The sequence below is a fragment of the Kribbella sp. NPDC020701 genome (assembly GCF_055562215.1).
The window spans coordinates 245,842-270,987 of the sequence record NZ_JBVHFT010000011.1 but is presented as its reverse complement, the minus strand read 5'-3'; the positions used below and the strand labels follow the sequence as shown (position 1 = coordinate 270,987).

Annotated in this window: 27 protein-coding genes and 1 riboswitch; of the genes, 12 read left to right on the top strand and 15 right to left on the bottom strand. The window is 68.1% G+C overall.

The window, feature by feature from the left end; genetic code table 11:
- The first annotated feature begins 26 nt into the window (after positions 1-26).
- A complete protein-coding gene (locus ACZ3HV_RS26795; protein WP_465687861.1) occupies positions 27-899 on the top strand; it encodes a serine hydrolase in 873 nt (290 codons plus the stop codon).
- An 82-nt stretch (positions 900-981) separates the two neighbouring features.
- On the opposite strand, the gene ACZ3HV_RS26790 is transcribed toward ACZ3HV_RS26795, so the two are convergent.
- The 4 genes from ACZ3HV_RS26790 to ACZ3HV_RS26775 form a co-directional block, all read right to left on the bottom strand.
- Positions 982-1,374 (bottom strand): RidA family protein, encoded by a 393-nt coding sequence (locus ACZ3HV_RS26790; RefSeq protein WP_465687817.1) that lies wholly within the window; start codon positions 1,372-1,374, stop codon positions 982-984.
- 156 nt (positions 1,375-1,530) lie between these two features.
- Complete coding sequence (locus tag ACZ3HV_RS26785) at positions 1,531-2,010, bottom strand: hypothetical protein (protein WP_360366631.1); 480 nt, start codon at positions 2,008-2,010, stop codon at positions 1,531-1,533.
- 163 nt (positions 2,011-2,173) lie between these two features.
- Entirely contained in the window at positions 2,174-2,941 is a 768-nt protein-coding gene (locus tag ACZ3HV_RS26780) for an ABC transporter permease (protein ID WP_465687814.1), read from the bottom strand.
- The gene (locus ACZ3HV_RS26775; RefSeq protein WP_465687812.1) at positions 2,934-3,662 is read right to left on the bottom strand and encodes an ABC transporter ATP-binding protein; all 729 of its coding nucleotides are present in this window, start codon (positions 3,660-3,662) and stop codon (positions 2,934-2,936) included. Before ACZ3HV_RS26775 ends, ACZ3HV_RS26780 begins: the two co-directional genes overlap by 8 nt.
- A 95-nt stretch (positions 3,663-3,757) precedes the next feature.
- Here ACZ3HV_RS26775 and ACZ3HV_RS26770 point away from each other — a divergent pair, with 95 nt between their 5' ends.
- Together ACZ3HV_RS26770 and ACZ3HV_RS26765 are read left to right on the top strand one after the other, a co-directional pair.
- Positions 3,758-4,417, top strand: a complete 660-nt coding sequence (locus ACZ3HV_RS26770) for a response regulator transcription factor (protein ID WP_465687810.1) — start codon at positions 3,758-3,760, stop codon at positions 4,415-4,417.
- Positions 4,418-4,420: 3 nt separating this feature from the next.
- Positions 4,421-5,728, top strand: coding sequence for a sensor histidine kinase (locus ACZ3HV_RS26765; RefSeq protein ID WP_465687808.1), 1,308 nt, complete (start codon positions 4,421-4,423; stop codon positions 5,726-5,728).
- Here the strand turns inward: ACZ3HV_RS26765 and ACZ3HV_RS26760 are convergent.
- The gene (locus ACZ3HV_RS26760; RefSeq protein WP_465687806.1) at positions 5,706-6,776 is read right to left on the bottom strand and encodes a dienelactone hydrolase family protein; all 1,071 of its coding nucleotides are present in this window, start codon (positions 6,774-6,776) and stop codon (positions 5,706-5,708) included. The genes ACZ3HV_RS26765 and ACZ3HV_RS26760 overlap by 23 nt on opposite strands.
- A 57-nt stretch (positions 6,777-6,833) precedes the next feature.
- Between ACZ3HV_RS26760 and ACZ3HV_RS26755 the strand changes: the two genes are divergently transcribed.
- Positions 6,834-8,714, top strand: coding sequence for a DUF6807 family protein (locus ACZ3HV_RS26755; protein WP_465687804.1), 1,881 nt, complete (start codon positions 6,834-6,836; stop codon positions 8,712-8,714).
- On the opposite strand, the gene ACZ3HV_RS26750 is transcribed toward ACZ3HV_RS26755, so the two are convergent.
- Positions 8,689-9,462 carry a thiazole synthase gene (locus ACZ3HV_RS26750; protein ID WP_465687802.1) on the bottom strand — a complete coding sequence of 258 codons (774 nt, stop codon included), beginning with the start codon at positions 9,460-9,462 and terminating at the stop codon, positions 8,689-8,691. The two genes, ACZ3HV_RS26755 and ACZ3HV_RS26750, sit on opposite strands and share 26 nt — an antisense overlap.
- A 1-nt stretch (position 9,463) precedes the next feature.
- Positions 9,464-9,670 (bottom strand): sulfur carrier protein ThiS, encoded by a 207-nt coding sequence (gene thiS / locus ACZ3HV_RS26745; RefSeq protein ID WP_465687801.1) that lies wholly within the window; start codon positions 9,668-9,670, stop codon positions 9,464-9,466.
- Positions 9,661-9,771: riboswitch (TPP riboswitch) on the bottom strand. Its footprint overlaps the gene before it by 10 nt.
- Positions 9,772-9,857: 86 nt before the next feature.
- On the opposite strand from thiS, the gene ACZ3HV_RS26740 reads away from it, so the two are divergent.
- Positions 9,858-10,760: a hypothetical protein gene (locus ACZ3HV_RS26740; protein WP_465687799.1), complete on the top strand. Its 903-nt coding sequence runs from the start codon at positions 9,858-9,860 to the stop codon at positions 10,758-10,760.
- A gap of 23 nt (positions 10,761-10,783) precedes the next feature.
- On the top strand, positions 10,784-11,791 hold the full coding sequence (locus ACZ3HV_RS26735; protein WP_465687797.1) for a LacI family DNA-binding transcriptional regulator: 1,008 nt from the start codon (positions 10,784-10,786) through the stop codon (positions 11,789-11,791).
- On the opposite strand, the gene ACZ3HV_RS26730 is transcribed toward ACZ3HV_RS26735, so the two are convergent.
- Together ACZ3HV_RS26730 and ACZ3HV_RS26725 are read right to left on the bottom strand one after the other, a co-directional pair.
- The gene (locus ACZ3HV_RS26730) at positions 11,788-14,343 is read right to left on the bottom strand and encodes a glycosyl hydrolase (protein ID WP_465687795.1); all 2,556 of its coding nucleotides are present in this window, start codon (positions 14,341-14,343) and stop codon (positions 11,788-11,790) included. The two genes, ACZ3HV_RS26735 and ACZ3HV_RS26730, sit on opposite strands and share 4 nt — an antisense overlap.
- Before the next feature lie 82 nt (positions 14,344-14,425).
- A complete protein-coding gene (locus ACZ3HV_RS26725; protein ID WP_465687793.1) occupies positions 14,426-15,388 on the bottom strand; it encodes a DUF5937 family protein in 963 nt (320 codons plus the stop codon).
- 135 nt (positions 15,389-15,523) lie between these two features.
- Between ACZ3HV_RS26725 and ACZ3HV_RS26720 the strand changes: the two genes are divergently transcribed.
- Positions 15,524-15,958 carry a hypothetical protein gene (locus ACZ3HV_RS26720; RefSeq protein ID WP_465687791.1) on the top strand — a complete coding sequence of 145 codons (435 nt, stop codon included), beginning with the start codon at positions 15,524-15,526 and terminating at the stop codon, positions 15,956-15,958.
- Here ACZ3HV_RS26720 and ACZ3HV_RS26715 read toward each other — a convergent pair.
- Positions 15,904-16,779 (bottom strand): deoxyribonuclease IV, encoded by an 876-nt coding sequence (locus ACZ3HV_RS26715; RefSeq protein ID WP_465687789.1) that lies wholly within the window; start codon positions 16,777-16,779, stop codon positions 15,904-15,906. The two genes, ACZ3HV_RS26720 and ACZ3HV_RS26715, sit on opposite strands and share 55 nt — an antisense overlap.
- 58 nt (positions 16,780-16,837) lie before the next feature.
- Here ACZ3HV_RS26715 and ACZ3HV_RS26710 point away from each other — a divergent pair, with 58 nt between their 5' ends.
- Entirely contained in the window at positions 16,838-17,407 is a 570-nt protein-coding gene (locus ACZ3HV_RS26710) for a TetR/AcrR family transcriptional regulator (RefSeq protein WP_465687787.1), read from the top strand.
- Between the two features lie 165 nt (positions 17,408-17,572).
- Here the strand turns inward: ACZ3HV_RS26710 and ACZ3HV_RS26705 are convergent, their stop codons facing one another.
- Both ACZ3HV_RS26705 and ACZ3HV_RS26700 read right to left on the bottom strand, forming a co-directional pair.
- Entirely contained in the window at positions 17,573-19,573 is a 2,001-nt protein-coding gene (locus tag ACZ3HV_RS26705; protein ID WP_465687785.1) for a hypothetical protein, read from the bottom strand.
- 582 nt (positions 19,574-20,155) lie between these two features.
- Positions 20,156-20,647, bottom strand: a complete 492-nt coding sequence (locus ACZ3HV_RS26700) for an Hsp20/alpha crystallin family protein (protein WP_465687783.1) — start codon at positions 20,645-20,647, stop codon at positions 20,156-20,158.
- Between the two features lie 216 nt (positions 20,648-20,863).
- Between ACZ3HV_RS26700 and ACZ3HV_RS26695 the strand changes: the two genes are divergently transcribed.
- Entirely contained in the window at positions 20,864-21,157 is a 294-nt protein-coding gene (locus ACZ3HV_RS26695) for a hypothetical protein (RefSeq protein WP_465687781.1), read from the top strand.
- A 412-nt stretch (positions 21,158-21,569) separates the two neighbouring features.
- Here the strand turns inward: ACZ3HV_RS26695 and ACZ3HV_RS26690 are convergent, their stop codons facing one another.
- Positions 21,570-21,866 carry a helix-turn-helix transcriptional regulator gene (locus ACZ3HV_RS26690; RefSeq protein WP_465687779.1) on the bottom strand — a complete coding sequence of 99 codons (297 nt, stop codon included), beginning with the start codon at positions 21,864-21,866 and terminating at the stop codon, positions 21,570-21,572.
- A 125-nt stretch (positions 21,867-21,991) separates the two neighbouring features.
- Between ACZ3HV_RS26690 and ACZ3HV_RS26685 the strand changes: the two genes are divergently transcribed.
- Positions 21,992-22,309: an antibiotic biosynthesis monooxygenase gene (locus ACZ3HV_RS26685; protein WP_465687777.1), complete on the top strand. Its 318-nt coding sequence runs from the start codon at positions 21,992-21,994 to the stop codon at positions 22,307-22,309.
- Between the two features lie 191 nt (positions 22,310-22,500).
- On the opposite strand, the gene ACZ3HV_RS26680 is transcribed toward ACZ3HV_RS26685, so the two are convergent.
- Positions 22,501-22,674, bottom strand: coding sequence for a hypothetical protein (locus ACZ3HV_RS26680; RefSeq protein WP_465687775.1), 174 nt, complete (start codon positions 22,672-22,674; stop codon positions 22,501-22,503).
- A gap of 316 nt (positions 22,675-22,990) precedes the next feature.
- The gene (locus tag ACZ3HV_RS26675) at positions 22,991-23,983 is read right to left on the bottom strand and encodes a tyrosine-type recombinase/integrase (RefSeq protein WP_465687773.1); all 993 of its coding nucleotides are present in this window, start codon (positions 23,981-23,983) and stop codon (positions 22,991-22,993) included.
- Between the two features lie 83 nt (positions 23,984-24,066).
- On the opposite strand from ACZ3HV_RS26675, the gene ACZ3HV_RS26670 reads away from it, so the two are divergent.
- The gene (locus ACZ3HV_RS26670) at positions 24,067-24,207 is read left to right on the top strand and encodes a hypothetical protein (RefSeq protein WP_465687771.1); all 141 of its coding nucleotides are present in this window, start codon (positions 24,067-24,069) and stop codon (positions 24,205-24,207) included.
- A 109-nt stretch (positions 24,208-24,316) separates the two neighbouring features.
- Entirely contained in the window at positions 24,317-24,934 is a 618-nt protein-coding gene (locus ACZ3HV_RS26665) for an Hsp20/alpha crystallin family protein (protein WP_465687769.1), read from the top strand.
- Positions 24,935-25,146 lie beyond the last annotated feature (212 nt).

Sequence of the window (25,146 nt, the reverse complement as noted above, 5' to 3'; positions counted from 1 at the left end):
CAACTAACCAACGCCCTGGCGACCGCATGAACGCCCGGATCCGCGCGGTCTTCGAGGACGCCGGCGTTCGCGGCTGGTTGCACGCGGTCGCCCTCGACGCACCGGACTCGACGATCGCGGTGGACGCAGATGACGTCGTACCGATGGCTTCGGTCTACAAACTGCCGCTGCTGGCTGGCTTCTGCCGACTCGTGGACGTGGGTGAGGTGGACCCGCGCGAGCGGCTCACGCTGGATCCGTCAACGCGCACAGCCGGCCCGACCGGACTGTCCCTCTTCGCCGATCCGGTCACATTGTCGCTGCGGGACCTGGCGGTATCGATGATGACCGTGTCGGACAACGCCTCGGCAGATGCACTCCTGGACGTCGTCGGATTGCCAAGGCTGGCCGAGCTCCTGAAGTCCTTCGGCCTACAACAAACCTGGGTACGCCGGGGGACCGCCGGGCAACTGCGTCACCTCCAGCGCCAAACCGGCGTGGACAGCGCTGACGCCGCCCTCGCCGTACTCGCCGACAACGACCGCACCGATCCAGCCGGCGTCTACGACGCAGCGAACGCATCGGCGAGCACTACCCGCGACATGACGTCGCTCCTACGGCGATTGTGGGCAGGCGACCTGCTGTCACCCGAGCAAACCGCCTTCGTGCAGGCAACGATGCGGCGCCAAGTGTTCCTCCACCGCCTGGCATCCGGCTTCCCCCACGACGCCGTACGCATCGCCGGCAAAACCGGAACCTACGGAGCCCTCCGCCACGAGGTAGGCGTAGTAACCCTCCCCGGCAACGCAGCCTTCGCCGTAGCCATCTTCACCCAAGCCGCCCGCGGCGACCTCCGCCAACCCCGAGCAGACAAAGCCATAGGCGAAGCCGCCCGCATAGCAGTAGACCTCCTCCGCTAACCCCACCCCGCCGACCGCACCCACCCGCGCTCTCTGGCCTCGAATGCTGCTGGCGGTCGGAAGGTGACGTGGAGGAGTGGGATCAGGCGATTACTGCGTAGGCCTCGACCTCTAGGAGGGCGTTGGGGCTGAAGAGGGCTACCACCTGGACGGCGGTGCTGGCGGGTGGGTTGGTGGTGTCGACGTACTCGTCGCGGGCTGCGCGGATGGCGGGCAGGTAGGCGATGTCGGTGACGTAGAAGTTCAGCTTCACCACGTCGGCAAAGGTCGCGCCGGCGGCCTTCAGGCAGGCGTCCAGGTTCGCGAACACCTGCCGGGCCTGCGCCTCCGGATCACCGACGCCGACGAACTTCCCGTCCGCATCCAGCGCGACCTGACCGGCAATCGCCACCCACTGTCCCGGCCCGGTTACCACATGGCTGTAACCGTTGCCCGGGGCAACACTATCCGGCCGCGGAAACGAAAGCTTGCTCAAGAGTTCCTCCGAAGAGTTGTCGGTTCCCCCATCCTCCCAGGGCGTACCGACGGACGGGAGGTGGTCGGCCGGCGCGGGGACGTCCAGGCGGGAGACAAGGTCGCCGGCCGGCGGTGGTGCCCACCACTACCCGTTCTTCGGTACGGCGGCTACCGGTCACCGTGCTGTTCGGCGGCGGGTTGCGAGGGTGGCGATGGCGAGGAGGGAGGGGACTGCGATGGCGACCGGTAGCGCGCCTCCGGTGTCGAGGGTCTGGCGGCGGGCGACGGTGATCCGGACCGGTGGGCCGGCGACGAGTGGGCCGACAACCGATCGACCGGGGACGGCGGGGCCGGAGGTGGGGATCAGTACGACGTACACGGCGAAGTGGCCGGGGTTGACTGCTTGGAACTCCCAGTCCAGTTGGGTTTCCGGGCCGGCCGGGACCGGTTGGGTGACGTCTTGGGTCCAGTCCTCCAGGTCGACGTACACGCCGTCGAGGCTGACCACGTTGAGGTGGGCGATGGCCGGGCCGGAGGTGCTGACGACCGACTCAACGGTCAGGGTCTGGCCGATCTGGGCGGTCAGTTGATCGTGGTTCATCGTGATCGTCGGGTCGGCGAGCAGGACGGTGGCGATCAGGCTCAGCAGGTCCATCGCGACCCCGCAGTCAGTCGGGCGAGGCGTTGGGTGGCGGTCAGGCTCCGTGACCCCGCAGTTGGTCCTGCGAGGCGTGGGGTGGCGGTCAGGCTCAGGGGGTTCATCGTGAACCCGCTGGCGGTTGGACCGGGGTGCGGGGTGGTGGTCAGGGTCGGGGGGTTCATCGTGAACCTGCGGTTAGTCGGACGAGTCGTGGGCCGGCCGCGAGCAGGGCGGTGACGACGAGCAGGGTGAGCACGAGGGGCGCGGCTAGGTAGGCGAGGTCTTGGGTCCAGTTGCGGTGGTTCACGAGGATTTGGGAGATGTAGTGCAGGGATGAGCCGATCGGGTTGATTCGGGTCAGAGCCTGGCCGAAGCCGGTCTTTGGCAGGGCGGGCAGCTGGGTGGGTGCGAAGAGGACGAGGAGGAGTAACAATCCGCAGGCGAGGCTGGTTTTGTTGGAGTTCGTCCAGGCGCTGAAGAGGAGGCCGAGACCGCCGAGTCCGATCGCGACGAGGGTCCCGACGACCAGGGCGAGGAGCGCGGCTTGCCCGGCGCCCGCTACGCCGCGTCCGAGCACCCATAGGTAGGGGAGCGTCACGATCAGGCAGGCCAGCCACATAGTTGAGGCGGCCGCGAGTTTGCCGACGATGATCGCGCGGCGTGACACGGGAGTGAGCAGCAGGCCCTCGAAGGTGCCGCGTTCGCGTTCACCGCTGATCGCGTCTGCGCTGACCACGACCGTGAGCAGTACGCCGACCGCGAGTCCGACCTGGACCGTGAGGTTGACCGCCTCGCGTTGCTCGAGGAAGTTCATCGCTTGGTTGGTCGCGACCAGGTACGTCATCGCGCTGAGTAGAACGCTGAACCCGAACACCAGCACCGGCCCGCGTCCACCGATCCAGAGGTCCCGGCTCTCCTGCTCGGCGACCACAGTCCACCTATTCACGACCGCCCTCCTCGGTGAGGTTGAGGAAGGCGGCGCTCAGGCTGCCTGCGCCCGCGATGACGTCGGCGAGCGGGCCGGATGCCCGGAGCTTGCCGTGGTCGAGGATGAGCACGGTGCCGCAGACTTGCTCGACCTCGGTCAGGGTGTGGGTCGACAGCACGACCGTTGCCCCGCGCTCCCCGGCGATGTCGGCGATCGTGGCCAGGATCTCCCGCTGGCCGGCCGGGTCCAGGCCGAGGGTCGGCTCGTCCAGGAAGACGACTGTCGGATTGTTGACAAGCGCCCGGGCGATCCCGAGCCGCTGCTTCATCCCCCGGCTGTACGTCGCGATCCGTGCACCCGCCCGATCACCGAGACCAACTTCGGTGAGCAACCGATCGGCAACCGCAGACGCGTCCCGGCGGCTCTGGCCGAACAGCCGCGCCGCGTAGCGGAGGTACTCGGCGCCGGTCTGCCGTCCGGGATAGCCCGCGCTCTCGGGCAGCACACCGATACGTGGCCTGATCCGGTCCGGTTGGTCGCCGGGCACGCCGGCCACGGTGAACGTTCCGGCGGTCGGTTCGAGGATGGTCGTGAGCAGGCGGATCGTGGTCGTCTTCCCGGCGCCGTTAGGCCCGAGCAACCCGATCACCTCGCCCGGCTCCGCGGCGAATGTGAGCCCGTCGAGCGCGTTGCGCGCGCCGTACCGCTTGCTCAGGCCGATCGCCTCGATGCTCGCCATGGCCCGACGGTAGGTCCGCGGTGCTGAATCCTCGCTGAACGGTGCATTCAGCCGGGATTCAGCGACAATGAGAAAGGATCGCCTGGAGGTGGGTGATGCGGGCACTGGTGGTGGAGGACGAACCGTGGTTGGCCTCGGGCCTGCGGAACGGCCTGGAGGCCGAGGGGTACGCCGTTGATGTCGCGCTGACCGGGACGGACGGGCTCTGGTTCGCCCGCGAGCACGGGTACGACGTCGTCCTACTGGACCTGATGCTGCCGGAACTCGATGGGTTCGAGATCTGCGCGACACTGCGGGCCGAACGGGTGTGGACACCGATCTTGATGCTCACGGCAAGGAACGCCGACACCGACCAGGTCCGTGCGCTCGACACCGGCGCGGACGACTACCTGACCAAGCCGTTCTCGTACGCCGTCCTGATCGCAAGGCTGCGAGCCTTGGTACGACGAGGAGCCGCCGAGCGACCGCCCGTGCTGGAGGCAGGCAAGCTGCGGATGGATCCCGCGGCCCGGAAAGCCTGGCTCGGTCAGGTCGAGCTGGTATTGACGGCACGCGAGCTGTCGTTGCTGGAGTTCCTGATCCGGCGGCGTGACCAGGTGGTGTCGAAACGGACCATCCTGGACCACGTCTGGGACTACGACTTCGACGGTGACCCGAACATCGTCGAGGTCTATATCCGTCGTCTCCGCATCAAGCTGGGCGCCGGGTGCATCACCACGGTCCGCGGTGCCGGCTACCGATTGTCCGAGGTGTGAGCCGTGCGTGTGCGGGTGACTCTGGCGGCGGTACTGGTGGTAGGTCTTGCGCTGGTCGCCGGTGCCTTGGTGCTGGTCGCATTGCTCGGGGCGGTGCTCACCGATCAGGTGTGTCAGGACACGCGAGAGCGAGCGGTGCAGCTGGCGTCGAGCGCCACCACCGAGCGGCCTTCCTCGACTAGCACCGAGCTGATCCAGTGGACGGATCGCCCCGGTGATGGCCAGCGGTTGGCCTCGCCAACAACTGACTGTGTCGCGGTCGAACCGCCGGGTCATGGCGAGGATTTCGCCTTCGCCGCGGCCAAGCTGGAGTCGGGCGGCGAGGTGATCGTGGGCCGGCCGCTGGTGGACGTTCTGGACTCGACCCGGTTCGTGCAGCGGGTGCTGGTGGTCGGCGTACCGCTGATGATGCTGATCGTCGGCGGGGTGACCTGGGTGGTGACCGGCCGCGTGCTGGCGCCGGTGACCGCGATCCGGCGGGAAGCCGACGAGATCACCGCGTCCGAGCTGCACCGCCGGGTTCCGGCCACCCGCAAGGACGAGATCGGCCGGCTCGGCACGACGATGAACCGGATGCTCGACCGCCTGCAGCGGTCGCAGGAATCCCAGCAGCGGTTCGTCTCCGACGCCTCGCACGAGCTCCGCTCGCCGATCGCGGCGATCCGTCAGCACGCCGAGGTGGCCCAGACACATCCGGACCGTACGACCGTCGACGAGCTGGCCACGACCGTCCGCGCGGAGGGCCTGCGGATGGAGCATCTGGTCGACGATCTCTTGTTGCTGGCGCGTTCCGACGAGAAGCACACCGACCCGCCGGGTATGCCGGTCGACCTCGACGACCTGCTCTTCGCCGAAGCCCAGAGGTTGCGCTCAGCAACAAACCTGACCGTTGGCACGGCCGGGATCTCCGCCGGTCAGGTCCGTGGTGACGAGGCCGCACTGGCCCGGATGATCCACAACCTCGCCGACAACGCCGCCCGGCATGCCCGGACCGAGATCACCTTCGGCCTCACCGAATCCGACGGCGCCGTCGTACTCACGGTCTCCGACGACGGACCCGGAATCCCCCCGGACGATCAGGCCCGCGTGTTCGACCGGTTCGTCCGGCTCGACCCCGCCCGCACCCGCGACACCCGCGACACCCGCGACACCGGCGACACCGGCGACAACCGCGACACCAGCGGCGCCGGCCTCGGCCTGGCGATCGTTGCCGAGGTCATCGAACGCCACCACGGCACCATCCGCATCACCGACGGCTCCACCTTCGAAGCCCGTCTCCCGAGCGCCGCTAAGTACGCAACGCCGAGCTGAAGAAGTGCTCGACGATCTCCTGCATCTGTCCGTCGAAGCGGTGAGGGCCGGGGAGGAACGTGCCTTGGTACGTGCCCGGGCCGGAGTTGAAGTAATCAGTGAGTTGGCGGTCGGCGTCGCGCATGCCTTGTGGGCTGAAGAGTTCGTCGTCCTCGGCGTAGACGACGAGCTGGTGGTGGGCGGCGCGGCCGGCGGTCAGGGCCGGGTGGTCGAGGTGCCGGGCCAGGCCGGGCGTGGTGGCGAGCCACGAGTGCGCATCGAGGTACGCCGGAACGAGCGAGTCGAAGGTGAACATCATGCAGACCACCGCGGACGCCGCGATCACCGGATCGAGCGCGGTCAGCGCGGCGGCCCGGCCACCGCCTCCGGAGAATCCGAACACGCCGACCCGATCGACGCCTGCGTGCGAACGCAACACGCTCAGCGCGACGAGATCGTCGTACGCGACCATCCCGGCGAACGACGTACCGAGCAGGCCGGCCGCCTTCGCGATCGTGTGTTCGTGGTGACCGGCGGCGACGTCGTACCAGTCGTCGTCGACCGGGACGTCCTTCATCACGTCGCGCAGCCGCCACGGCATCGGGTCGAAGTCGAAGCGGCGGGATCCCCAGGCGAACGTGTCGTGGCAGAGGACCGTGAAGCCGGCGCGGGCGAGTTCGTTCGCGACCGCGCGGTCGCCGTAATGCGCCGTACGTTGCCGGAGAGCTCGTGCGCTGGGCCTTGGGGTGGCGACGAGACGCTCGGCGCCGATCGACTTCACGCCGGCGTGGCAGTGCAGACCGAGCAGCCCCGGACCTGGGGGAGCGTCGGCTGGTCGCACGAGCCAGGCACGCGTCGGCGGACCGAATGGATGACTCCACTCGAGCTCGGATCCTTGGACTCCGTCGGCGTTCCATTCCATGATGGTCCGCACAGTCGGCAGCCCGCCGGGCGACGGTACGCCGAGGAGCCCGGCGACCTGGGTGGTCAGTTCGTCCCCCGTCAGTGCCGGGGTGTCACGGACGAACTCCGGCCAGTCGTCGTACCCGCCCAGTGCGCTCGGTCGCATGGCCCACCGCTCCGATCAGGGTTGAGAAACCGGTTTCCATCGCGAGAAGATACCGCAATGGGCCGGACACCGAAGGACTCGATCACGATCGCCGACGTCGCGCGGGCGGCGGAGGTGTCGCGGGCGACCGTGTCACGGGTGATGAACGGGGCCGCCACCGTCGCGCCCGAGATCGCCGAGCGGGTCCGAGCCGCCGCCGACCTGCTGAACTACCGCCCCAGCGACCTCGCCCGCAGCCTCTCCCTCGGCCGGACGAACATGGTCGCGCTGATGGTCCCGGATCTCGGCAACCCGCTGTTCCAGCAGATCCTGCGCGGGATCACGAACGCCTCCGCCACGGCCGGCTACCGCGTGCTCGTCGCGGAGACCGTCGAGGATCCGTCCGCCGAGGCAACCATCGCGGTGGAGGCGCGGCGGCGGTGCGACGCGCTGATCATGGTGTCGCCACGGCTGCCCGAGGACAGCCTGCTCGAGCTGCTGCCGCAGGTGCAGCCGGTGATCCTGGTCAACCGGCAGGGTCCGCCGGAGGTCTCGTCGGTGGTGGTCGACTACGGGCGCGCGATACGGATCGTCGTGGATCACCTGGTCGGCCTGGGGCATCGGCGGCTGGCGTTCCTGTCCGGGCCGCCGGCGAGCGCGTCCAACGTGGCCCGGTTGCGATCGCTCGAGGTGGCCGAGCGGGAGATCCCCGGGCTGGAGCTGGTCCGGCTCGACTGCGGTTGGTCGATCGAGGACGGGTACGCCGCAGTCGAGCGAGTACTCGAATCACCGGTGACGGCCGTGGTCGCGTTCAACGACCTGGTCGCCTTCGGCTTGCTGGCACGGCTCAACGAGGTCGGCGTCGCCGTACCCGCTGATCTGTCGGTGACCGGGATGGACGACATCGGGTTGTCGCGGTTCGCCGTACCGTCGCTGACGACTGTGCGGGTGCCGCAAAAGGATTTGGGGGAGCTTGCGTGGCAACGGTTGCACGCTGCGATCGCGGGAACGGATGTCGAGGCGGACGGCGTACCCGAATTGCGGCTCGCGGTGCGGGCGAGCACCGGGCCTGTGCCGCAGGCGCCCCGGCTGCAAGCGTCGGCTGGGCGGGTCGGGTGGCAGCGGCAGGGGGACACGTTTGAGCTCGGCAGTGACACCGGGATGCTCGCGCGGTACGAGTTCGGGCGGCGGATGCCCAGTGTGCACGCGCCGCGGCCGTACCTGCATCCCGTACGGACGCTGGGCGGGCAGCCACTGACGGAGGTCAGCCCGGTCGACCATCGGCATCACTACGGCGTCTCGTTCGCGGTGGCCGGGGTCAACGGCACGTCCCACTGGGGCGGCCGGACCTTCGTCCAGGGCCAAGGCCCGACCCTGCTCAGGAACCACGGCCAGCAACGCAGTCGGGGTACCACCGCCGACGACGCCCTGACCGACGACATCACCTGGTACGACGAACAAGGCCGACCGCAACTGATCGAACGCCGGCAGCTCCGTGGCGCGCTTGCCGAAGACGGCTGGCGGCTCGAGTGGCACAGCGTTCTCACCGCGCGCTACGGCCCGATCCGCATCGACAGCGCGGCAACCACAGGCCGCCCGAACGCCGGGTACGGCGGGATCTTCTGGCGACTGCCGTCCGCGGACACCACGACTGTGCTCAGCTCAGCAGGCGAAGGCGAGGAGGCGGCCTACGGATCGCTGAGTCCGTGGCTCGCCTTCGTCCAGCATCGCGGGGATGCCGTGACGACCCTGCTGCTTGTGCAGCCGGGCGACGTACGGCCGTGGTTCCTGCGATCCAGCAAGTACGTCGGTGCTGGGCCGGCGCTGGCGTGGGACCGCCCGCTGAACCTTCAGCCGAACCAGGATCTGCCTCTGGCCCTCACAGCACTGCTGCTGGACCGCCCGCTGGATCTGGCCGAGGCCGCTGCCTTGTCTAGAACGTCGGTAGGCCAGTCGTAGGCGAGGACGCGTGGGCCGACTGCCAGCGGCGGGGGACGCGGCCGGCCAGGCGGGCGGCTCGGCCGGCGGAGACGGCGTCGCGCATGGCGGCGGCCATCAGGGCCGGCTTCTCGGCCCGCGTGACCGGGGTCGCGAGCATGACAGCGGCACAGCCGAGCTCCATGGCCAGCGCCGCGTCGCTCGCCGTACCGATGCCCGCGTCGACGATCACCGGCACGTTCGCGGCCTCGGCGATCAGTGCGATGTTGTGCGGATTGCGGATGCCGAGCGCGGAACCGATTGGTGCCGCCAACGGCATCACCGCCGCACAGCCCGCCTGCTCCAGCCGGCGCGCGAGGATCGGATCGTCGTTGGTGTAGGGCAGCACGGTGAACCCGTCGGCCACCAATGCGTCCACAGCGTCGAGCAGCTCGATCGGATCGGGCAGCAGCAGGTGATCGTCGGCGACGACCTCGACCTTGATCAGGTCGGTCTCCAGCGCCTCGCGCGCGAGCTTCGCGGTCAGCACGGCCTCGGCGGCGGTGTGGCAGCCGGCTGTGTTGGGCAGGACGTCGATGCCGTGTTTCTTGAGGACGTCGAGCACCGAGCCTTCATGGCCGGTGCCGAGCCGGCGCATCGCGACCGTGGTCAATTGGGTGCCGGAGGCAACCAACGCCTCCTCCATCACTTCCAGGTTGGCCGAACCGCCGGTCCCCATGATGAGGCGCGAGCTGTACGTGCGCCCGCCGAGCTCCAGTGGATCATCCATGTCAGCCTCCCTGCACCGCGCTGACGATCTCGACCCGATCGCCGGGCTTCAGGGCGGTCTGCGCCCACTCGGCCTTCGTCAGCACGTTCTGATTGAGCGCGACCGCGATCCCGGTCGTGCGGTCGGAGTACTCGTCGACCAGCTCGGCGACGGACTTCCCCGGTGCGGCGTCGGTCGCCGTACCGTTGACCCACACAGGCTCCTGCATCGCTTCCTCCCTACGCCGGAATTACCCGATTCAGGTTCAGCGGTCGGCGACAGTTCGGTCGCCCTCTCAGCCCGCTCCTGCGAGCTCCCGCGGCGGTTTCGACTCTAGCTCACGTCTTCCGGCGACGCTAACGCGCTCCACGGACGCCGGAAACGGCTACCGTGAGTACAGGGAAAGGTGAGCAGTGATGGGGAACATCGATCGGGCTCACGGGGGTACGAGGCTTGGCGTGCTGATCGCCGTCGCAGTGGCGATTCTGGCCGTGCTGTCGGTGGCCGTGGTCGCGCTGAACGGATCCGGCCCGGGCGACTCCGGTCCGCCGGTCGGCACTCCGGGGACGTCCAAGCCGGCGGCGACGTCGGCTCCCACCGGGCAGCCCAGTGGGACGCCCACGTCACGGCCGACCGGTCCGCCGACGAGTCGTGAACCTACCTCGCGCGAGCGGTACGAGCAGGCCGCGAAGCGGGAGCTCGAGCAAGGCCTGGTCGCCTACAACCCGCCTGCTCAGGCGCGGGTGCAGGACGACTTCGAGGTCACCGTGCGGGTGCAGCGCGGCACCGCGACGGTGTCTCCGTCGTTGCGAACTCTGCCCGGCACGGCTCCGGTCACCATCGAGCCCCTTCCTGTCGGGACCTACATGCGGGCGGAGCTCCGGGGATCGGGGCTCGACGTCCAGCCGCTCAGCGACAAGCTCCAGCTCATCGACGGGGTGACCGAGTGGGCCTGGCGGGTGACACCGCGGGCCGATGGTGTGCAGACTCTCCGGCTGACACTGGTGGTGGAGCTGAACGACCTGCCGCTCAGCAGCCGCACGTTCGCGCGGGTGATCGAGGTCGACGTCGAGAAGCAGCCGGCGTGGTATCAGCGGGCGTGGGGGTTGCTAGACGTCGCCGGCGTGCTGACGGCGCTCGTCATCGCCGCGATCCTGGGATCCGCCAAGCTGGCACGCATCTGGTGGATACGCCGGAAGGCGGAGGAGGACGCGGCCGGCATCGGCACTCCGCCTGAGGCTCCGGACGCGCCTGCCCCGACGGTGAGCGCCGACGGGAAGCCGACGGCCGCCGCCAACGGGAACAAGCCGAATCCGTGAGTACCAGCGGCTATCGTGACGGGGTGGGGACTGGGAAGCGGGTCGACATCTCGGATGTCGCCGCTCGGGCGGGGGTCAGCCCGACGACGGTCTCGCACGTGATTTCGGGGCGGCGACCGGTGTCGGAGGCGACGCAGGCGCGGGTGCGGGCCGTGATGGACGAGCTCGGCTGGGAGCCGAACCAGGTGGCCCGGAGCCTGCGGATGCGCCGTACGCACACGATCGCGCTGATCGTCCCGGACATCACCAACCCGTTCTATCCTGCGGTCGCGCGCGGTCTGCTCGACGTGGTCAGCGAGCCCGGGTACCAGGTGCTGATCGGCATCACCGAGGGGGAGTCCGCGGCCGAGCGCGCCGCGGTGACGCAGATGGTGACCAGAAGCGTCGACGCGATCGTCTTCGCCGGCTACTACAGCAAGGCGAGCGACGTCGAGGCCGCCGTCGCGGCGGGGATCCCGGTGGCGTTGATGGGCGGCCGGAAGGCCGAGCCCGGGATCGACGTCCTGTCGTCGGACGACCTGGCCGCGGGGGAGATCGCGACCCGCTACCTGATAGGTCGCGGCTATCGCCGGATCGGGTTCATCACCGGGCCATCCGGTGAGGGGCCGCCGGCTGATCGGGTCAAGGGGTACCGGCACGCGTTGTCGGAAGCAGGCATCCGGTTCAGCCGCGAGCTCGTCGTACGTGGCGAGTTCTCGCGGGCCGGCGGACTGCAGGGGCTGCATGCATTGCTGCAGTTGACGAAGCCGCCGCGCGCTGTGTTGTGCACGAACGACGTGGTCGCGATCGGCGCGCTCGATGCTACCCGGGAGCGCGGCCTGCGGGTTCCGGACGACATCGCGGTGATGGGCTTCGATGACATCGAGGCCGCCGCGATGATCTCGCCGTCGCTGACGACGGTCTCCGGCGATCCGCGGGAACAGGGTCGCGCGGTCGGACAGGTGTTGCTCGACCGGCTGGAGGACGGCGCCTCCAGCCGGCCGCAACATATTCTGTTCTCGCCTTCCGTCGTACCGCGGGATTCCGCCTAGGGTGCGGTGACCGACGTGACGGTCAAGCCGGCGATGTACGTCGGCCAGACGCCGACCGTCACCGTGACCTGGCCGCTCGCGTTCGGGGTCAACGTGTTGGACAACCCGTACTGGCTGGTGACCGTGATCGGACCTGTCGCGTTGACCGTCACGCTCGTGTTGGCGCCGCTCGCTGCCCAGATCGCCCGGAACGGTGTGCCGTCGTTCGCGGCGAATACCTGGTCGATCAGCCCGTTGCCCGGGAACTCCTTGCCCAGGAACGTCGCGCCTCGGAGTTGCCGGGCGGCTGTGGCATAGGCGACGTACGACGGTTTGGGCGTGTAGGCACCGAGGGCGTCGGCCGGGTTGTGCACGAGGCCGAAGTTGTTCTCCTGCGCGGCCGGGTCGATGCCGTCGTTCATGAAGTCGTAAACGTAGTAACGGTCGACGCCGTGGCCTTGGATGCCGAGTTGGGCGCGGGCTTGGTACATCGCCTGTGTCGGCTCGTCGACAGAGGCTGTGGCCGTCCCGGTGAACCAGCCGCTCTCGGTGATCCAAATCGGTTTGTCCACGCCGCCGTTGTACTGCCGGATCGTCGCTCGGACCTGGTCGATCGCGGCGCCGAGGCCTTCGGGTGCGTGCAGGAAGTTGTACGGGTGGATGGACACCACGTCGAGGTACTTCAGTCCGCCCAGCTGGCAGAACGTCTGGAACCAGGCCTGCTGGGTCACGTCGGTGTCACCGCCGCCGACGATGGTGAGATCCGGGTGGGTGGCTTTCAGTTTCGTATAAGTTGCCTTGAGCAACGCCAGATAGCTGTCGGGGGTCTTGTTCGCCGGGCCGGCGGCGTTGACGTCCCACTCGTTCCAGACCGCCAGGTTGTGGACCTGCGGGTACTGGTTGGCGAGCGCGTTGGCGTAGTTGGCGAACGCGGTCCGGCCGGCATCGGTGTACGGCGCGTTGAAGAGCTGATCGGGGCAGTCGTAGAGACAGTTGCCGTAGTCGGCGACGAGCAGTGGGTCGATGCCGTTGGTCTGGTAGGCCTGCAGGTAGTTGGTGACCTTCGCGGGGAACGCGTACGTGCCGGGTGTCGTCTCGGCGCTCGACCAGTACGCCTCGTCTCGGCCACCGCGTGCTCCGGACTGCGCGAGTACGGGCACCAGGTCCGTGCTCCACGATCCGCCGAAGTGGGTGCCTGCGCCGATCAACGATGCGGACGTGGTCGCCGTGACCGTGTCGATGTTGACGGTGGCCGTCGTACCGCCACCGATGATCAGGCTGTGATCGAGGGTCAGCATGATGGCCTTCGCCGGACCGTGCCAGATGCCGTCGTCGGCGCCGCCGAAGTGGAGATAACCGGTGCCGCCGTCGAAGCGGCTGACGGTGAGCTGCTGCCAGGCGCTCGATCCGGACAGCGTCAGCCGCTGCTGGTGGACCTGACCGGTGGAGTCCGTCAGCCGTAGTCCGATTGCCGACAATCCTGTTGTCTTCACCCAAAGGCTCAGGGCGTTCAGGTTGACGGGCGTGAAGGTCCGCTGGATCGCGACGTAGTTGCCGCCGCCGGAGAAGTTCGCGGAGACCTTGGCCGATTGGGCGCCGGTCTGTGGGCCGACGGTGTCGAGCGCGAGACTGCCGGTGGCGCCGGGGAATTCGCTGCCTGGGTAGAAGGTCCAGCCCTCCGCTGCGCTCTCGTAGTCGCCGAGTGGAGTGGTCGGCATCGTCGCCGGTGCATTGACGGTGAAGTCGTCGAGGTTGACGCTGCCGCTCGTCGCGCCGGGTATGGCGCCCTTGTCGAGGATCACTTCGACCGCCTTCGCCGGACCGTGCCAGACGCCGTCGTTGACCCCGCCGAAGTGCGAGTACTGCTTACCGCCGTCGAAGCGGGTCACCGTCAACGGTTGCCAATCAGTTGCCCCCGACAACGTCAGTCGTTGCTGGTGGACCTGGCCGGTGGAGTCGGTCAGGCGGAACATGAGGAACGACAGGTTCGCAGTCTTGGCCCAGAAGCTCACGCTGGTCGTGTTGACGGACGGCAGCGGCCGATTGACGCTGACGTAGGCGCCGCCGGCGCTGAAGTTGCCGGATAGCTTCCCCGATCCGGTGCCGCTGTGGTTGTCGGTGGTGTCGAGCGCGAAACCGCCGGTCGCACCGGGGAATTCGCTGCCTGGGTAGAAGGTCCAGCCTTCGGTGGCGGCCTCGAAGTCGCCGACCCGGGACGTGGTGAGGCCGGCGACTGCCGACGTACTGACTGGGCTGAGGATGGCGAACGTGGTCTGAGCCGTGGTCGTGCCGGCTTGCACCGTCAGCTTGTACCAGCCGCGGGTGGTGACGGTGATCTGCAGAGTGGTCGCGGCGGCTTGGCTGCCGCTGGCGACCACGGTGCCGTTGACGTCGGCGGCCGACCAGGTGACTGAGGCCGCGTCGGTGTTGAGGCCGAACTTCACCGCCTGACCGTCGGTGAAGACGTTGCCGCGGGTGATGGGGGTGAGCGTCAGGACCGCGGCCTGCGCGGGGGTGATGGTACCGAGGCAGAGGAGGAGAACTCCGAGGGCGATAGCGAGGGTGCGTCTCATGGCGGGCTCCATGCTCTTGTTTCAGGCATGCAAATCGATTTGTATCGGAACTATCACCTCACGCTCGGAGGGTGTCAACAGCTCAGTCGGGGTCGGATCCGGTGAGCAGGACGGCCAGTTCGGTCGGCTTGTAGAGCACCTGCTTGCCCGTACGTTGCGGCTCGACCAGCCCGGTACGACGAAGCAGTTGCAAGTGCTGACTCACGGCCGACGGCGTCACCTTCAGCTCGGCGGCCAGGTCGGTCGTGGTCCGGGGATGCGTGAGCAGGGCGAGGATGTGGGCGCGCGGCGTACCGATCAACTGGGCCAGATCCCTTTGTGACGGTGGTTCCACGACGGACCACAGGTGCGCCTGCCCGCGCGGCGGATAACCCAGCAGCGGCTCCGCGCCGATGTCGAACGGGATCACCGCATGCGGCCCGAACAACGTCGGCTGCAGCACCAGCCCACGCCCGTCGACCTTCTCCGTCCGGCTCGGATCACTCACCCGATCGACCTTCAGCAACCCGTCGTCGTACGTGATCGCCGGCCCGAGCCCGTTCAGCATCGCCCCGGTCCCATGCTGCGTCAGCACATGCCCGCGATAGCTGATGTCCGCCGAGAGAATCGTCCGCATCCGATCCCAGTACGGCGCCATCACCGCCTCCCAGTACTCGCGGAGCGCATCAACAACCCTGGTCACGCCGTCCGCACCGGCCAACTCGGCGGGAAGCTCCTTGTTGACCGCTGCGAACTGCCGCTCGAACGTCGCCCGATCCACCCCCGCGATGATCTCGAGCTCGTCAGCGATCTGCGTCAACGGCGAGGTCGGCCGCGGCGTCAGGAAATCCGGACTCCCCATCGTGTCGTTCACCAACCACCGCAACACCGACCAATCGAGGTCGTCCACCTGCGGCTGCACCGCCCGCACCCACGCCAACTGCAACGGAAACCGCCCCGGATCCCGCAACGCCCGCAACGACAAAACCATCTCCGCCACCGGCGAAACCGCAAACCGAACCCCCTCCAGATCCCGCGAGTCCAGCTCGTAAGTCAGCACACCCATCCCTCCACCGATGTAGCCAGATCCTAAATCGTCCCTCGCCCCTCGCGGTCGCTAGGCTGCCTCAGGTGACGGGAGCTGAAACCGCCCTGGCCGTCGCCGGGGCCGACTGACATGGCGGAAGAGTTGCCCGCGGACATGGCAGCTGAGTCGCCCGCTGCCACGGCGCAAGAGTCGCCCGCCGTCTGGTGCATCGTGGCCAACGTCGCCGACGAACGCCCGTACGGACCTGGCGGCGCCGAAACCCACCACGGCCTGAAGATCTTCTCTGCCGGCGCAAAGCTCTACGTCCCCGACGGCTTCGGCGGCATGGGCTGGGAAACCGTCGAGGTAGTCGGCCGAGGCCGCGGATCCGCCCGCTACGTGGCAGCAGCAGTCCAGACTCACCAACTCATCAACTGGCGAGTCAAAGCCGTCCACAGCCCAGCCGCCCTACGCCAAATACAACGAATCCGAGCCAACCGGCCCGGCTTCTGGCTCCAGCCCGCCACCTACAACGACCTAACCACCCAGGCCTACTACGACGCCCTCCTCGAAATAGCCACCGAACTGTCGGAGCGTTCAGGGGTCTGAACGGCCCGCAGTTCTTTGAGGAGCGCGACGTCTCGGCTATGCGTCGGGGTCTCAACCAGCAGCGGAACTCCGCGCAGTGCGGGCACCGAGACCAGCGCCTCGGCGCCGGCCAGACCGATCGCGCCGAGCCCGATCGATTCATGCCGGTCACGGCGAGAACCGACCGGATCGCGGCTGTCGTTGACGTGGATCAGGCCGATCCGGTCCGCGCCGAGAGTCGCGGACACCTTGTCGACCGCCCGCGCGATCGCGAGCGCGTCGGTCATGTCCTCGCCGGCAGCATGAAGGTGGCAGGTATCCAGGCACAGTCCGATGCGAGCGTCGTTCAGAGCGAGCATGTACTCGATGCTGGTGTCGATAGTCGACGCGCCAGCCTCACCGGCGCCGGCGGTGGGCTCGATCAGCAGTCGCGCCCGAGCGCGGTCAACAATCGGTACGACGAGATCACGCAAGCCGCCCAACACCTTTGCGCGACGCCCCTTGGCCACCAACGCCCCGGCATGTACGACCACCGCGGTGGCCCCGATCGCCTCCGCCCGCTTCATCGTGACCTCGAGAGCGGCCACAGATCGACTCAGCACCAGGTCCGACGGTGAGCACAGGTTGATCAGATGAGGCGCGTGCACCACAACCGGGATCCCCCGCTCAGCGCACGCCGCCCGAAACGCGTCATCCCCGGTCGGATCAGCAGCCCGTGGCGCCCAACTCCGCGGATTCCCCGCAAACACCTGGATGATCTCAGCCCCAACCGCGATCGCTTCGCCCAACCCGCTCTTCACCAGGCCACCGGCCACCGCGACATGCGACCCGATGAGCGTCATCCCTGTCCTCCACCGTCGATTATTGACTTCAGGGTACAGAACTCGTAGCGTCCCACGCATGGCCCGGCCGATGACGTTCGATGCAGAGGAAGTCGTCGACAAAGCGGTGGAGGTCTTCTGGCGGCAAGGCTTCGCCGCGACCACCCCACAGAACCTGGTCGACGAGCTAGGCATCGGCAAAGGCAGCCTCTACAACACCTTCAAGAGCAAGCACCACCTGTTCGCCCTCGCGATGCGCCGCTACAGCGCCCGACGCGCAGCCGAGCTCGCCGACGGCCTCGAAGGCCCGGGACCAGCACTCCCAAGGCTCCGAGACGCAATGCAAACACTCGCGGGCGTAGGCGAGCACCAACTCGGCTGCCTGATCGTCAACTCGGTCGCCGAACTAGGCAACTCCGACGAAGCCGTCGCCGAGGTAGCCAAAGATCTCTTCGCCCAAACGGAAGAAGCCTTCCGCTCCGCCATCGAACGCGCCCAAACCACCGGCGAGATCTCCTCCCGCCGCACCCCCACCGACCTGGCAAGCGCCCTGCTGGCCGTGGTGATCGGCGCCAACGTCTTGGCGAAGGCAGGCAGCGATCCTGATCATTTGAGCCGGATCCTCGACACCGCCCTCCAAGACGCCTGACTCGACGCCGAGACCCACGGTCCGGCATGCCGGCTTCAGTCCGTCTGGTCGCACTGGTGACAGTCCGGGTCATCCGCTTTCGCGCCGGGACTGGCAGGTCGTCGGTCTCGTGCGCTGCCGGTGGACCCGGAGCGATGCGTCCGGGGCCACCGGCAACCAATCAGGTCACTGACTGAGCTTGGTCAGCCGGGTGAACCAGTTGCCCAGGCTCGTGCGGGTGCCGCCGCAGCTGCCGAAGTTGGCGAGCGTCGGCGATGGGAAGTACTCCTCCAGCGTGCACGTTTGGCCGATGTACTCCGAGGCGAGCCAGATCGACGTACCGTCGGTCACCGCGGCCCCATAGTCGCCCCAGCGCGTCCGCGGCGGATCACCGACGAACGCCTTGTACGACGTGAAACCGTCCGCCGGCCCGAGGCCCGTCGCGGCGAGGTGGATCGGCCCCACCGACCCGCTTTCGGTGATCCGGACGTAGCCGGCACTCGGGAAGAACGTCTCGCCCATCACGGTGAACGCGATCGCGCCCTGCCCGCTCGGAGTGAAGGCGATGGCCGGCATGGTGAGGTTGTTGTTCGCCAAGGCGATGTAGCCCTGCTTCTTCACCGTGCCCTGGATCTTGCCGGCGCCGTTGATCTTCGGGCTGACCGCGAACCAGGCGATACCCGCTTTGAGTTCACCGTTGACCCGGACCGCGGTCCCGGAGGAGCCCCAGAGCATCCCGTTGACGTACCAGGTCTGCTGCATCCGGGAGTCCAGCGAGTCCGGCGTGGACTCGACCTCGTCGTGCGCCGGTTCGTCCGCCGGCAGGAAGAAGACCTGCCAGCAGCCCGGGCCGAACGGGGTCGGCATCGTTGTGTCGTTGACGCACTCACCCAGCGGGATGTCACCGGCCTTCTGGTCCGACTTCGGCGGGAACACGTAGGTCTGGCTGTTCGTCAGTCGGCTGGTGATTCCGAGGTTCGGGGCGGCTGTGTCCAGCGACGCTGTGTTCGTGATCCCCCAGATCCCCAGCCGCCGCGCGGTCCCGGTCGGGTTGCCTGTCTCGCTGCCATCACCGGCGATCGTGCTCAGCGCGTATTCCGTGCCGTTGCGCTCGCTGGAGTACTCGCCCGCCGGCGAGTTGGCCGGCCACACGGTGAAGCCCGGCGAGCCGTCGACGGCGAGGTTCTCGATCAGGGTCACGTTGACGCTGGCCGGGTGAGTAGCGAGCTGCGCCTTCGAGAACGCGAAGATCTGCGCGGCGTTGAAGTTCGGGCCGAACAGGTCGTACTCGTTGGTCGACACGTACACGCCGTTGGCGTCCTGCCCGATGTGCGGGTAGTCCTGGAAGCAGGGGCCGTGCTCGACGCCGTCGGTGGTGCAGCCGTGGTCCGGCGTACCGTCGGTCCCGTCGTTCTGGGCCGGGACGTGGTAGATCGTCCAAACGCCGCGCGGGTCCCCGGTGTTGGAGACGGCGACGTCGATCGTGTTCTTGCCGGTGAAATCGCCGTTCGGCTCGCTGCCCAAGGTGGTGAGGGCGACCATGAACCGTTGGTGGTCAGGGTCGTACAGGCAGATCGGGTCAATCACTTGCGGGCCAATCACGCCGGTGACGCGATTGAACGCCGCCGGGTAGCCGAAGAACGTGTTGAGGTCCTGGACGCCGGTCAGGGCGGCGCCGTTCGCGGCGCTCCGCACCCGGATCACGCTATTGACCGCTTCGACGGTGAACCCGTTGCCGACGCACAGCGCCTGGTCCGGTGGCTCGAGCGAGAACTGGTTCCCGCCGTTGGCCAGCCGCTGATCGCGGTGGGTCAGGCCGTTCACGCTCGCCAGAAGGTCCGGGTTGGAGCCGGTCACCGCACTGGACGGGACGACCGGCGCGTCGAGCGGCTTCTTCGGGAACTTGCCGTTCTTGAACCCCGGGCGCGGCCTGGTGAACTCACCGGCCTCGCCGCCTTCTTCCTCTTCCCGGCCGCCGGGCCTCAGCTCGGGCTGCTGGAGTCCGTCCACTCCCAGGGGCCGGGCCTGGATGCTCGTGGTGCCGCCGCTGGGAATCGCACGGGTGCCCCCGTCCGTAGTCGCGGCCGACGAGGCCGCCGGTGCTGCCATACCCGTCGCCGCGATGAGTAGTGTCGATGTCGCCAGACCAATGACGCGGTAGCGCGTGGTCTGAAGCCTGAACCTCATGGGTTCCCTCCCTGCTGGTGGTCGCTTGCCACTGCAGTGACGAGCGAGCAGCAAGGCATGCAGGGTCTCGCGATGCTCGACAGACTCCCCCCGAGGCGCCCGTTCGCCAGAGCTTCACCAGCCATTGGAGACCCGTCTCACGACCAAGCGCAAGAACTCGGGCCTCCTTCCGCAGAACTCCCGACAATCAACAACAGCCGTCGTCAGCCAACCGATGTCTTCCGACGACCTCCTGGCCACAAAGTCGCCAGGAGGTCGGCCCTTCCCGCGAGGCGCACCGTCAATCGATCACTCCGAGGAGCAGCCGAAGGTCCGCAGGGCCTCCCGACTCCACCTCGGCCCGAACCTGCCGATCGCCGTCCCAAGCAACTCAACTTCAACGTCAATGCCTGCGGGAAGCTCTGATCTGCTGGGCCTGGCCCGATCTCCGGCGCGCTGGTGCAGGTCGATCCCCTGCCACCGACCTGACCGTGGAGGCCACGCCAACCAGGCTGAGCCCAGCTCGAGTCGCCTGTGGATAACTCCGGCCGGGCATGCGCAATCGGTGCACCCTGTTGTTGAGACCTCCGGGCCGCCGCGCCTTCAGCCGGGGTCGCCCGTGCTACCGGCGGACGCGTCGCCCTGTTCGACGGTGCTCGAGATGGTGCGGCTACCGCCGGTCGCATGGGTGATCTCGACCCGGCGTGGCTGACTCCGCGGCGACGCAGGGATGGTCACGTGCAGGACACCGTCGGCGTAGTCGGCGGTAAGGTTCTGCGAGTCCACGCCCTCGCCGAGGGAGAGTCGCCGGGCGAACGACCCCTGGGATCGCTCGGCGACAATGACCTGCTGGCTCTCACGGTAGGGCGGGGTGCGCTCGGCCTGGATCGTCAAGGCGCCGGAGTCGACGGTCACCTCGATGCTAACAGGGTCGACGCCGGGCAGGTCGGCCTCGATGTGGTAGCTGCCGTCCTCGCCGCGGTAGACGTCCAGCGGCATCCCGAGGGGGCCGCGCGTCCCGCTTACGGCCATCGACATGAGCCGGTCGAGCTCCCGGGCAGGGTCATGGAAGGGCTCAAACCTGAACACTGACATCGCTGGCCCCTCCTCGTGAGGTGTCGGCTCGGGGACCACATACCGCCTCGGGCGACGCTGTCTCTCTCGGGACATAGTAGTCCTCCTGGGACTCCGCATTCATGTCTCTCGGCCTCGGATCTCAGGAACGGCGAGGCCCCCCGAGGAGGTTGGTCGAGTGGGCTGGCTGTGCTTGTCAGTGGTGACCCGAACCCTTAGCTGTGTCACGGTGCAGGTATGTCCAGGCACGTCGTCCGAGACCACGACGGCATCCGGGAGTCGGATGAACCGCCCACAGATGTTCAGGTCGCTGGGACGTTGGACGTAACCACGATCGACGGGCGCCGCGTGACGTTCCATATCGTCGTAGGGCTGGGCGAACTGCGATACATGGTCGGGCTCGGTGGGGCGCTGCACGTTCTCGCCGGTGAGCAGATCATCCAGACGTTCGGACCCGGCTACTGGGCCTTTGTCACTGGCGAGGCGGTGCAGGTCACGGGCGACGAAGGCTATCGGCCGAGCCGGGGGTAGGGCCCAGGCCGGCCGCCGGATGTGGCTAACCTGTCAGTCAGAGTTGAAGCCGCGCCTGGAAGGGAGCGCCGTCGAGGGGTAGCACCTCGATTGAGGTCACCTCGACCAGCAAGGCGCCGTACACGGGGTTGGTGCCGCTGATGTGCAGGGTGATGCCGGTCTGCGCGTCCCGCAGTCAGATTCCTGACTGTCGGGTGCCAGAGGTCGAACCAGTCGACATCTCTGCCGAACAGCCGTCCGAGGCGGGATCGGCGCCGGATCCGCCGGGCCCTTCCGAACACCTGCTCCGCACAGTGCGCGTCGTTTAGACGCTGACGCCCGACCTTGCGGGGAGGTACCTACGCGCGGGAGCGCGCGGCCACAGACCGCCGAGCCGTCCTTGACGCTCCCGCATGACGGCAAGTCAGTGAGCTCAGGCGTGGTCGCGGGTGCCCAGTTCGGTGCGGGCGAGGAGCTCCACCAGTTGGCCGACCGTTCGCTGTCGCAGCAGAGCCTCTGGCAAGGGTTTGTCGACCTGGACTCCGTACCGGTTACGGCGGCCGTTCTTGTCCTTGACCACGTATCCGGCTTTCACCAGATCGGTGACGATACCGAACGCCGCGCGTTCGGTGATGCCGAGCGTGCTCGCGATCTCCCGCAGCCGCACGCCCGGGTCGTGCGCGATGCACAGCAGCGCCTGCGCGTGGTTCGTCAGGAAGCCCCAAGCCATGACACAGAGCATACCGGATGATCAGATCTAGGAATTTTATTGCCAGTATTGGAATACCAGCGTAGGTTCAGTTGCGGAACTGGTCTGCGGGTTACGCAAGCCGCTCCACCACAGGAAGGCACACCATGCGCTGCACGCGCGTCGCGCTCTATGACATCAAGACCGGCACCTTCGACGAGGTAGTCAGCCAGGCGAAGTCCGGGATGCTTCCCTTGTTCAAGGACAGCAAGGGCTTCGTGTCCTACGAAGTTGCCCAGATCGCCAAGGACGCTTTCGTCTCCATCAGCACCTGGGAAACCCGGGCGCAGGCTGACGCAGCCACCGCAAAGGCCGCGGACTGGGTGAAGGCCAACAGCCGGGATCGTTTCACCCTGCGCGACAACTACGTCGGTGACCTCGCGATCGACACCGGCCATCGCGAGCCGGCGCCGATCGCCCACTAGACCGTCCAGGTAACGAGCCCCGCCGCGCATCACGGCGGGGCTCGCGCCGTTCCGCCTGTCCGCCGCCAAGGCGCTGCGACGTGCTGACGTCGACGTCACCGCATCTACCGCACCAACCCCGGGAACTCATGACCCAGCTCAACACCGCCCAGGCTGTCCCAGCCTGAACCACCCGCCAGAGAATCGGTTCGCTACGGCCAGAACCGACGCCAGACCTGGCGCTTGGCTTCAGCGAGAGCATCGACCACGTTTTGCCCGGTGTCGGCCTTCTCGGCGACCCCGAGCGCTTGGCCTACCTCCCGCCATGAGACGCCTCGCGCACGAGCCTCGTGGAGGGCCTCACCAAGCGCCTTGTCAATCGCCATCGATGCTCGACAGCACTCGCGCACAGCATCTAGCGGATCCTGCTCCCACCGGCCACGCTGCCGCAGCCGGAGGCGCGCACCGTGCCCCGAAAGGCGGATCCGTGGCGACCGTGCCAACACGGCGATCACCTTCCTCGGTCGACCACTTTTCAGGGTAGACCTCGTACGTCAGTGTCGCCGGGCGCACCTCGCGACAAGGATCGGCGACACCAGACTCCCGCTGGGTTACCATCGCTGACCGTCCAGCAGGTTGGCGCCAATCGGTCTCCCGAAGCAGGCCCGAACCGACAAGCAGTGCGCTGGCGGGGTCAGGTGGTCAGCGGTCGACGGTGAGTCGGGCGACGGCGGCGTCGAGGTCGTCCTCGGTGGGCAGGGTGTAGACCCGGGTCGAGTCCAACGAGGCGTGGCCGAGGAGTTCGGCGACGGTGACCAGGTCGGTGCCGGCGCGGACCAGGTCGGTGCCGAAGGAGTGTCGTAGCACGTGTGGCGTGACCTGGTCGGCCAGGCCGGCGGCGCGCGCGATGCGAGCGATCATCGTGTCGGCGGCACGCGCGGACAGTCGGCCACCGAACCGGTTGAGGAACACCGCGGGGGTGGTGTCGCTGCCGGGCCAGCTATGACGCTCGGCGAGCCAGGCATCGAGTGAGGTGCCGACCTCGGTGTGGATCGGTACGCTGCGTTGTTTGCGGCCCTTGCCGCGGATCTGCAGGCGGCGGCGCCGCTGGGTGGTGGGCAGGTCGTTCAGGTCCAGGCCGACGGTCTCGGCGATCCGGGTGCCGGCCAGCCGCATCATCGCCGCCACCGCGCGTTCCCGCGGCGGCGCGGACTGGGCGGCTCGCTGCCAGCGCAGGTCGTCGTGACCGACCAGCGCCCTGGGGGCCCGCCGGGCGGGGAGGTCGATGCGGGCGACCTGGTCGCCGTCGAGCCTGCCGAGGCCGCGGCGGATCGCCAGATCCGATACGGCCGCGAGCGCGCCGTTCACGGTTGCCGGCGCCCGCTTCAGCGTGCCGTAGAGGTAGGTCTTGTAGTCGCGGGCGGCCCAGGTGGCCGCAGCCGGGTCGGTGAGCGGGTCGCCGTCGACGGCGGCATCGGCCAGCCAGGATAGGTACATCCGCACCCTGGACAGGTAGGTGCGCCGGGCCTGCGCTGTCAGGTCCGCCCGGGCGAGCTCGCCGGCGTACTGGTCGAGCACCGCCACCAGCGTCGTCGGCAGCGACGTTGGTCTGCGACCCCGCCGCCCGGGCGCCTTGCTCTCTGAACCGGTTGCGGGTGGTTCAACCGATGGCGGGGTGGTGTTCTCTGAACTCACAACAGCGATCGTATTAGAGAATCCATATTCTCTGAACCGGCGTAGGATAGCGGTGTCCGGAACGACGACACTCCACTCCTGAGGTGCCAGCCACACCGGCTCCCCGCAAGAACGACGCCATGTCGTCCGCGGCGGCGGCCCGGCGCGGCGCACAAGTCCTGATCGCCTGCTGCGGGCGCCTGGTCTGGATCGCCGCCGCACGGGTCCGCAGACCACAACACTGACCACAACATCATGACCTTCGCGGCCAGCCGCAGGCCAAACCGCCGACCCGGGCAGACCTCGCGTCCGGAACCGACGGCTCCGAAGACCAGCCGAAGAGGTGACACCACCATGGCGCGACCGCTCCACCCAATCCGAGGCCACAGCAACCGGGCCGACCAACCCGACCAGCCCTCCCAGCAGAACCAGGACGAGACCGGTGGACAGGACCGGCCGGGTCCACCGATGCGCTGGCTGCCGAGCGAACCGTTCGCCCACCTCGAAGACATCTACCGGCGGATGAACCAGATGATGCGCAACCTGGCCGAGGACGTCGACCTGCGCTCGTGGCGTTCCCCGGTCGACATCGAGGAGACCGACGACGCCTACCTGGTCGAGATCGACCTGCCCGGCGTGCCACGCGACACCCTCACCCTCAGGTGGAACGACCGCCAACTCACGCTGCACGGCGAGGTCAAAGACCGAGAACGGACCGGCATCCTGCACCAGCAGGCCCGCCGCACCGGCCCATTCGACCACACCATCACCCTGCCCGGCGCCGTCGACGGCGACACGATCCAGGCCACATTGACCAACGGCGTCCTCACCGTCCACGCACCCAAGGCCCAAGCCGCCAAGGGCCGCCGCATCGAGATCACCGACACGCCACCACCAGCAGCGTCATCGACAGATGCGACCAAACCGACGGGAGGCGACTCAGCCGGCGACCCGCCACCCAACGGCGGATGAGCCGAAACGCATCGACTTCGGGAGGCAGTAGCCACGATTGTGCTCGCACTGACCCGCAGGGGTATCCGCTCCCGCTCCTCCGCGAACACTCGCAGCCGGGTGCTTTGGCCTGGGTCGGTCGGCGGCACGCTCAACGCGTCCAGCGCATCTCGCAGTACCTCTCCTGCCCGTTGCAACGCGCCCAGCGCCTCGCCGCCTGTCAGTGCCGTCGG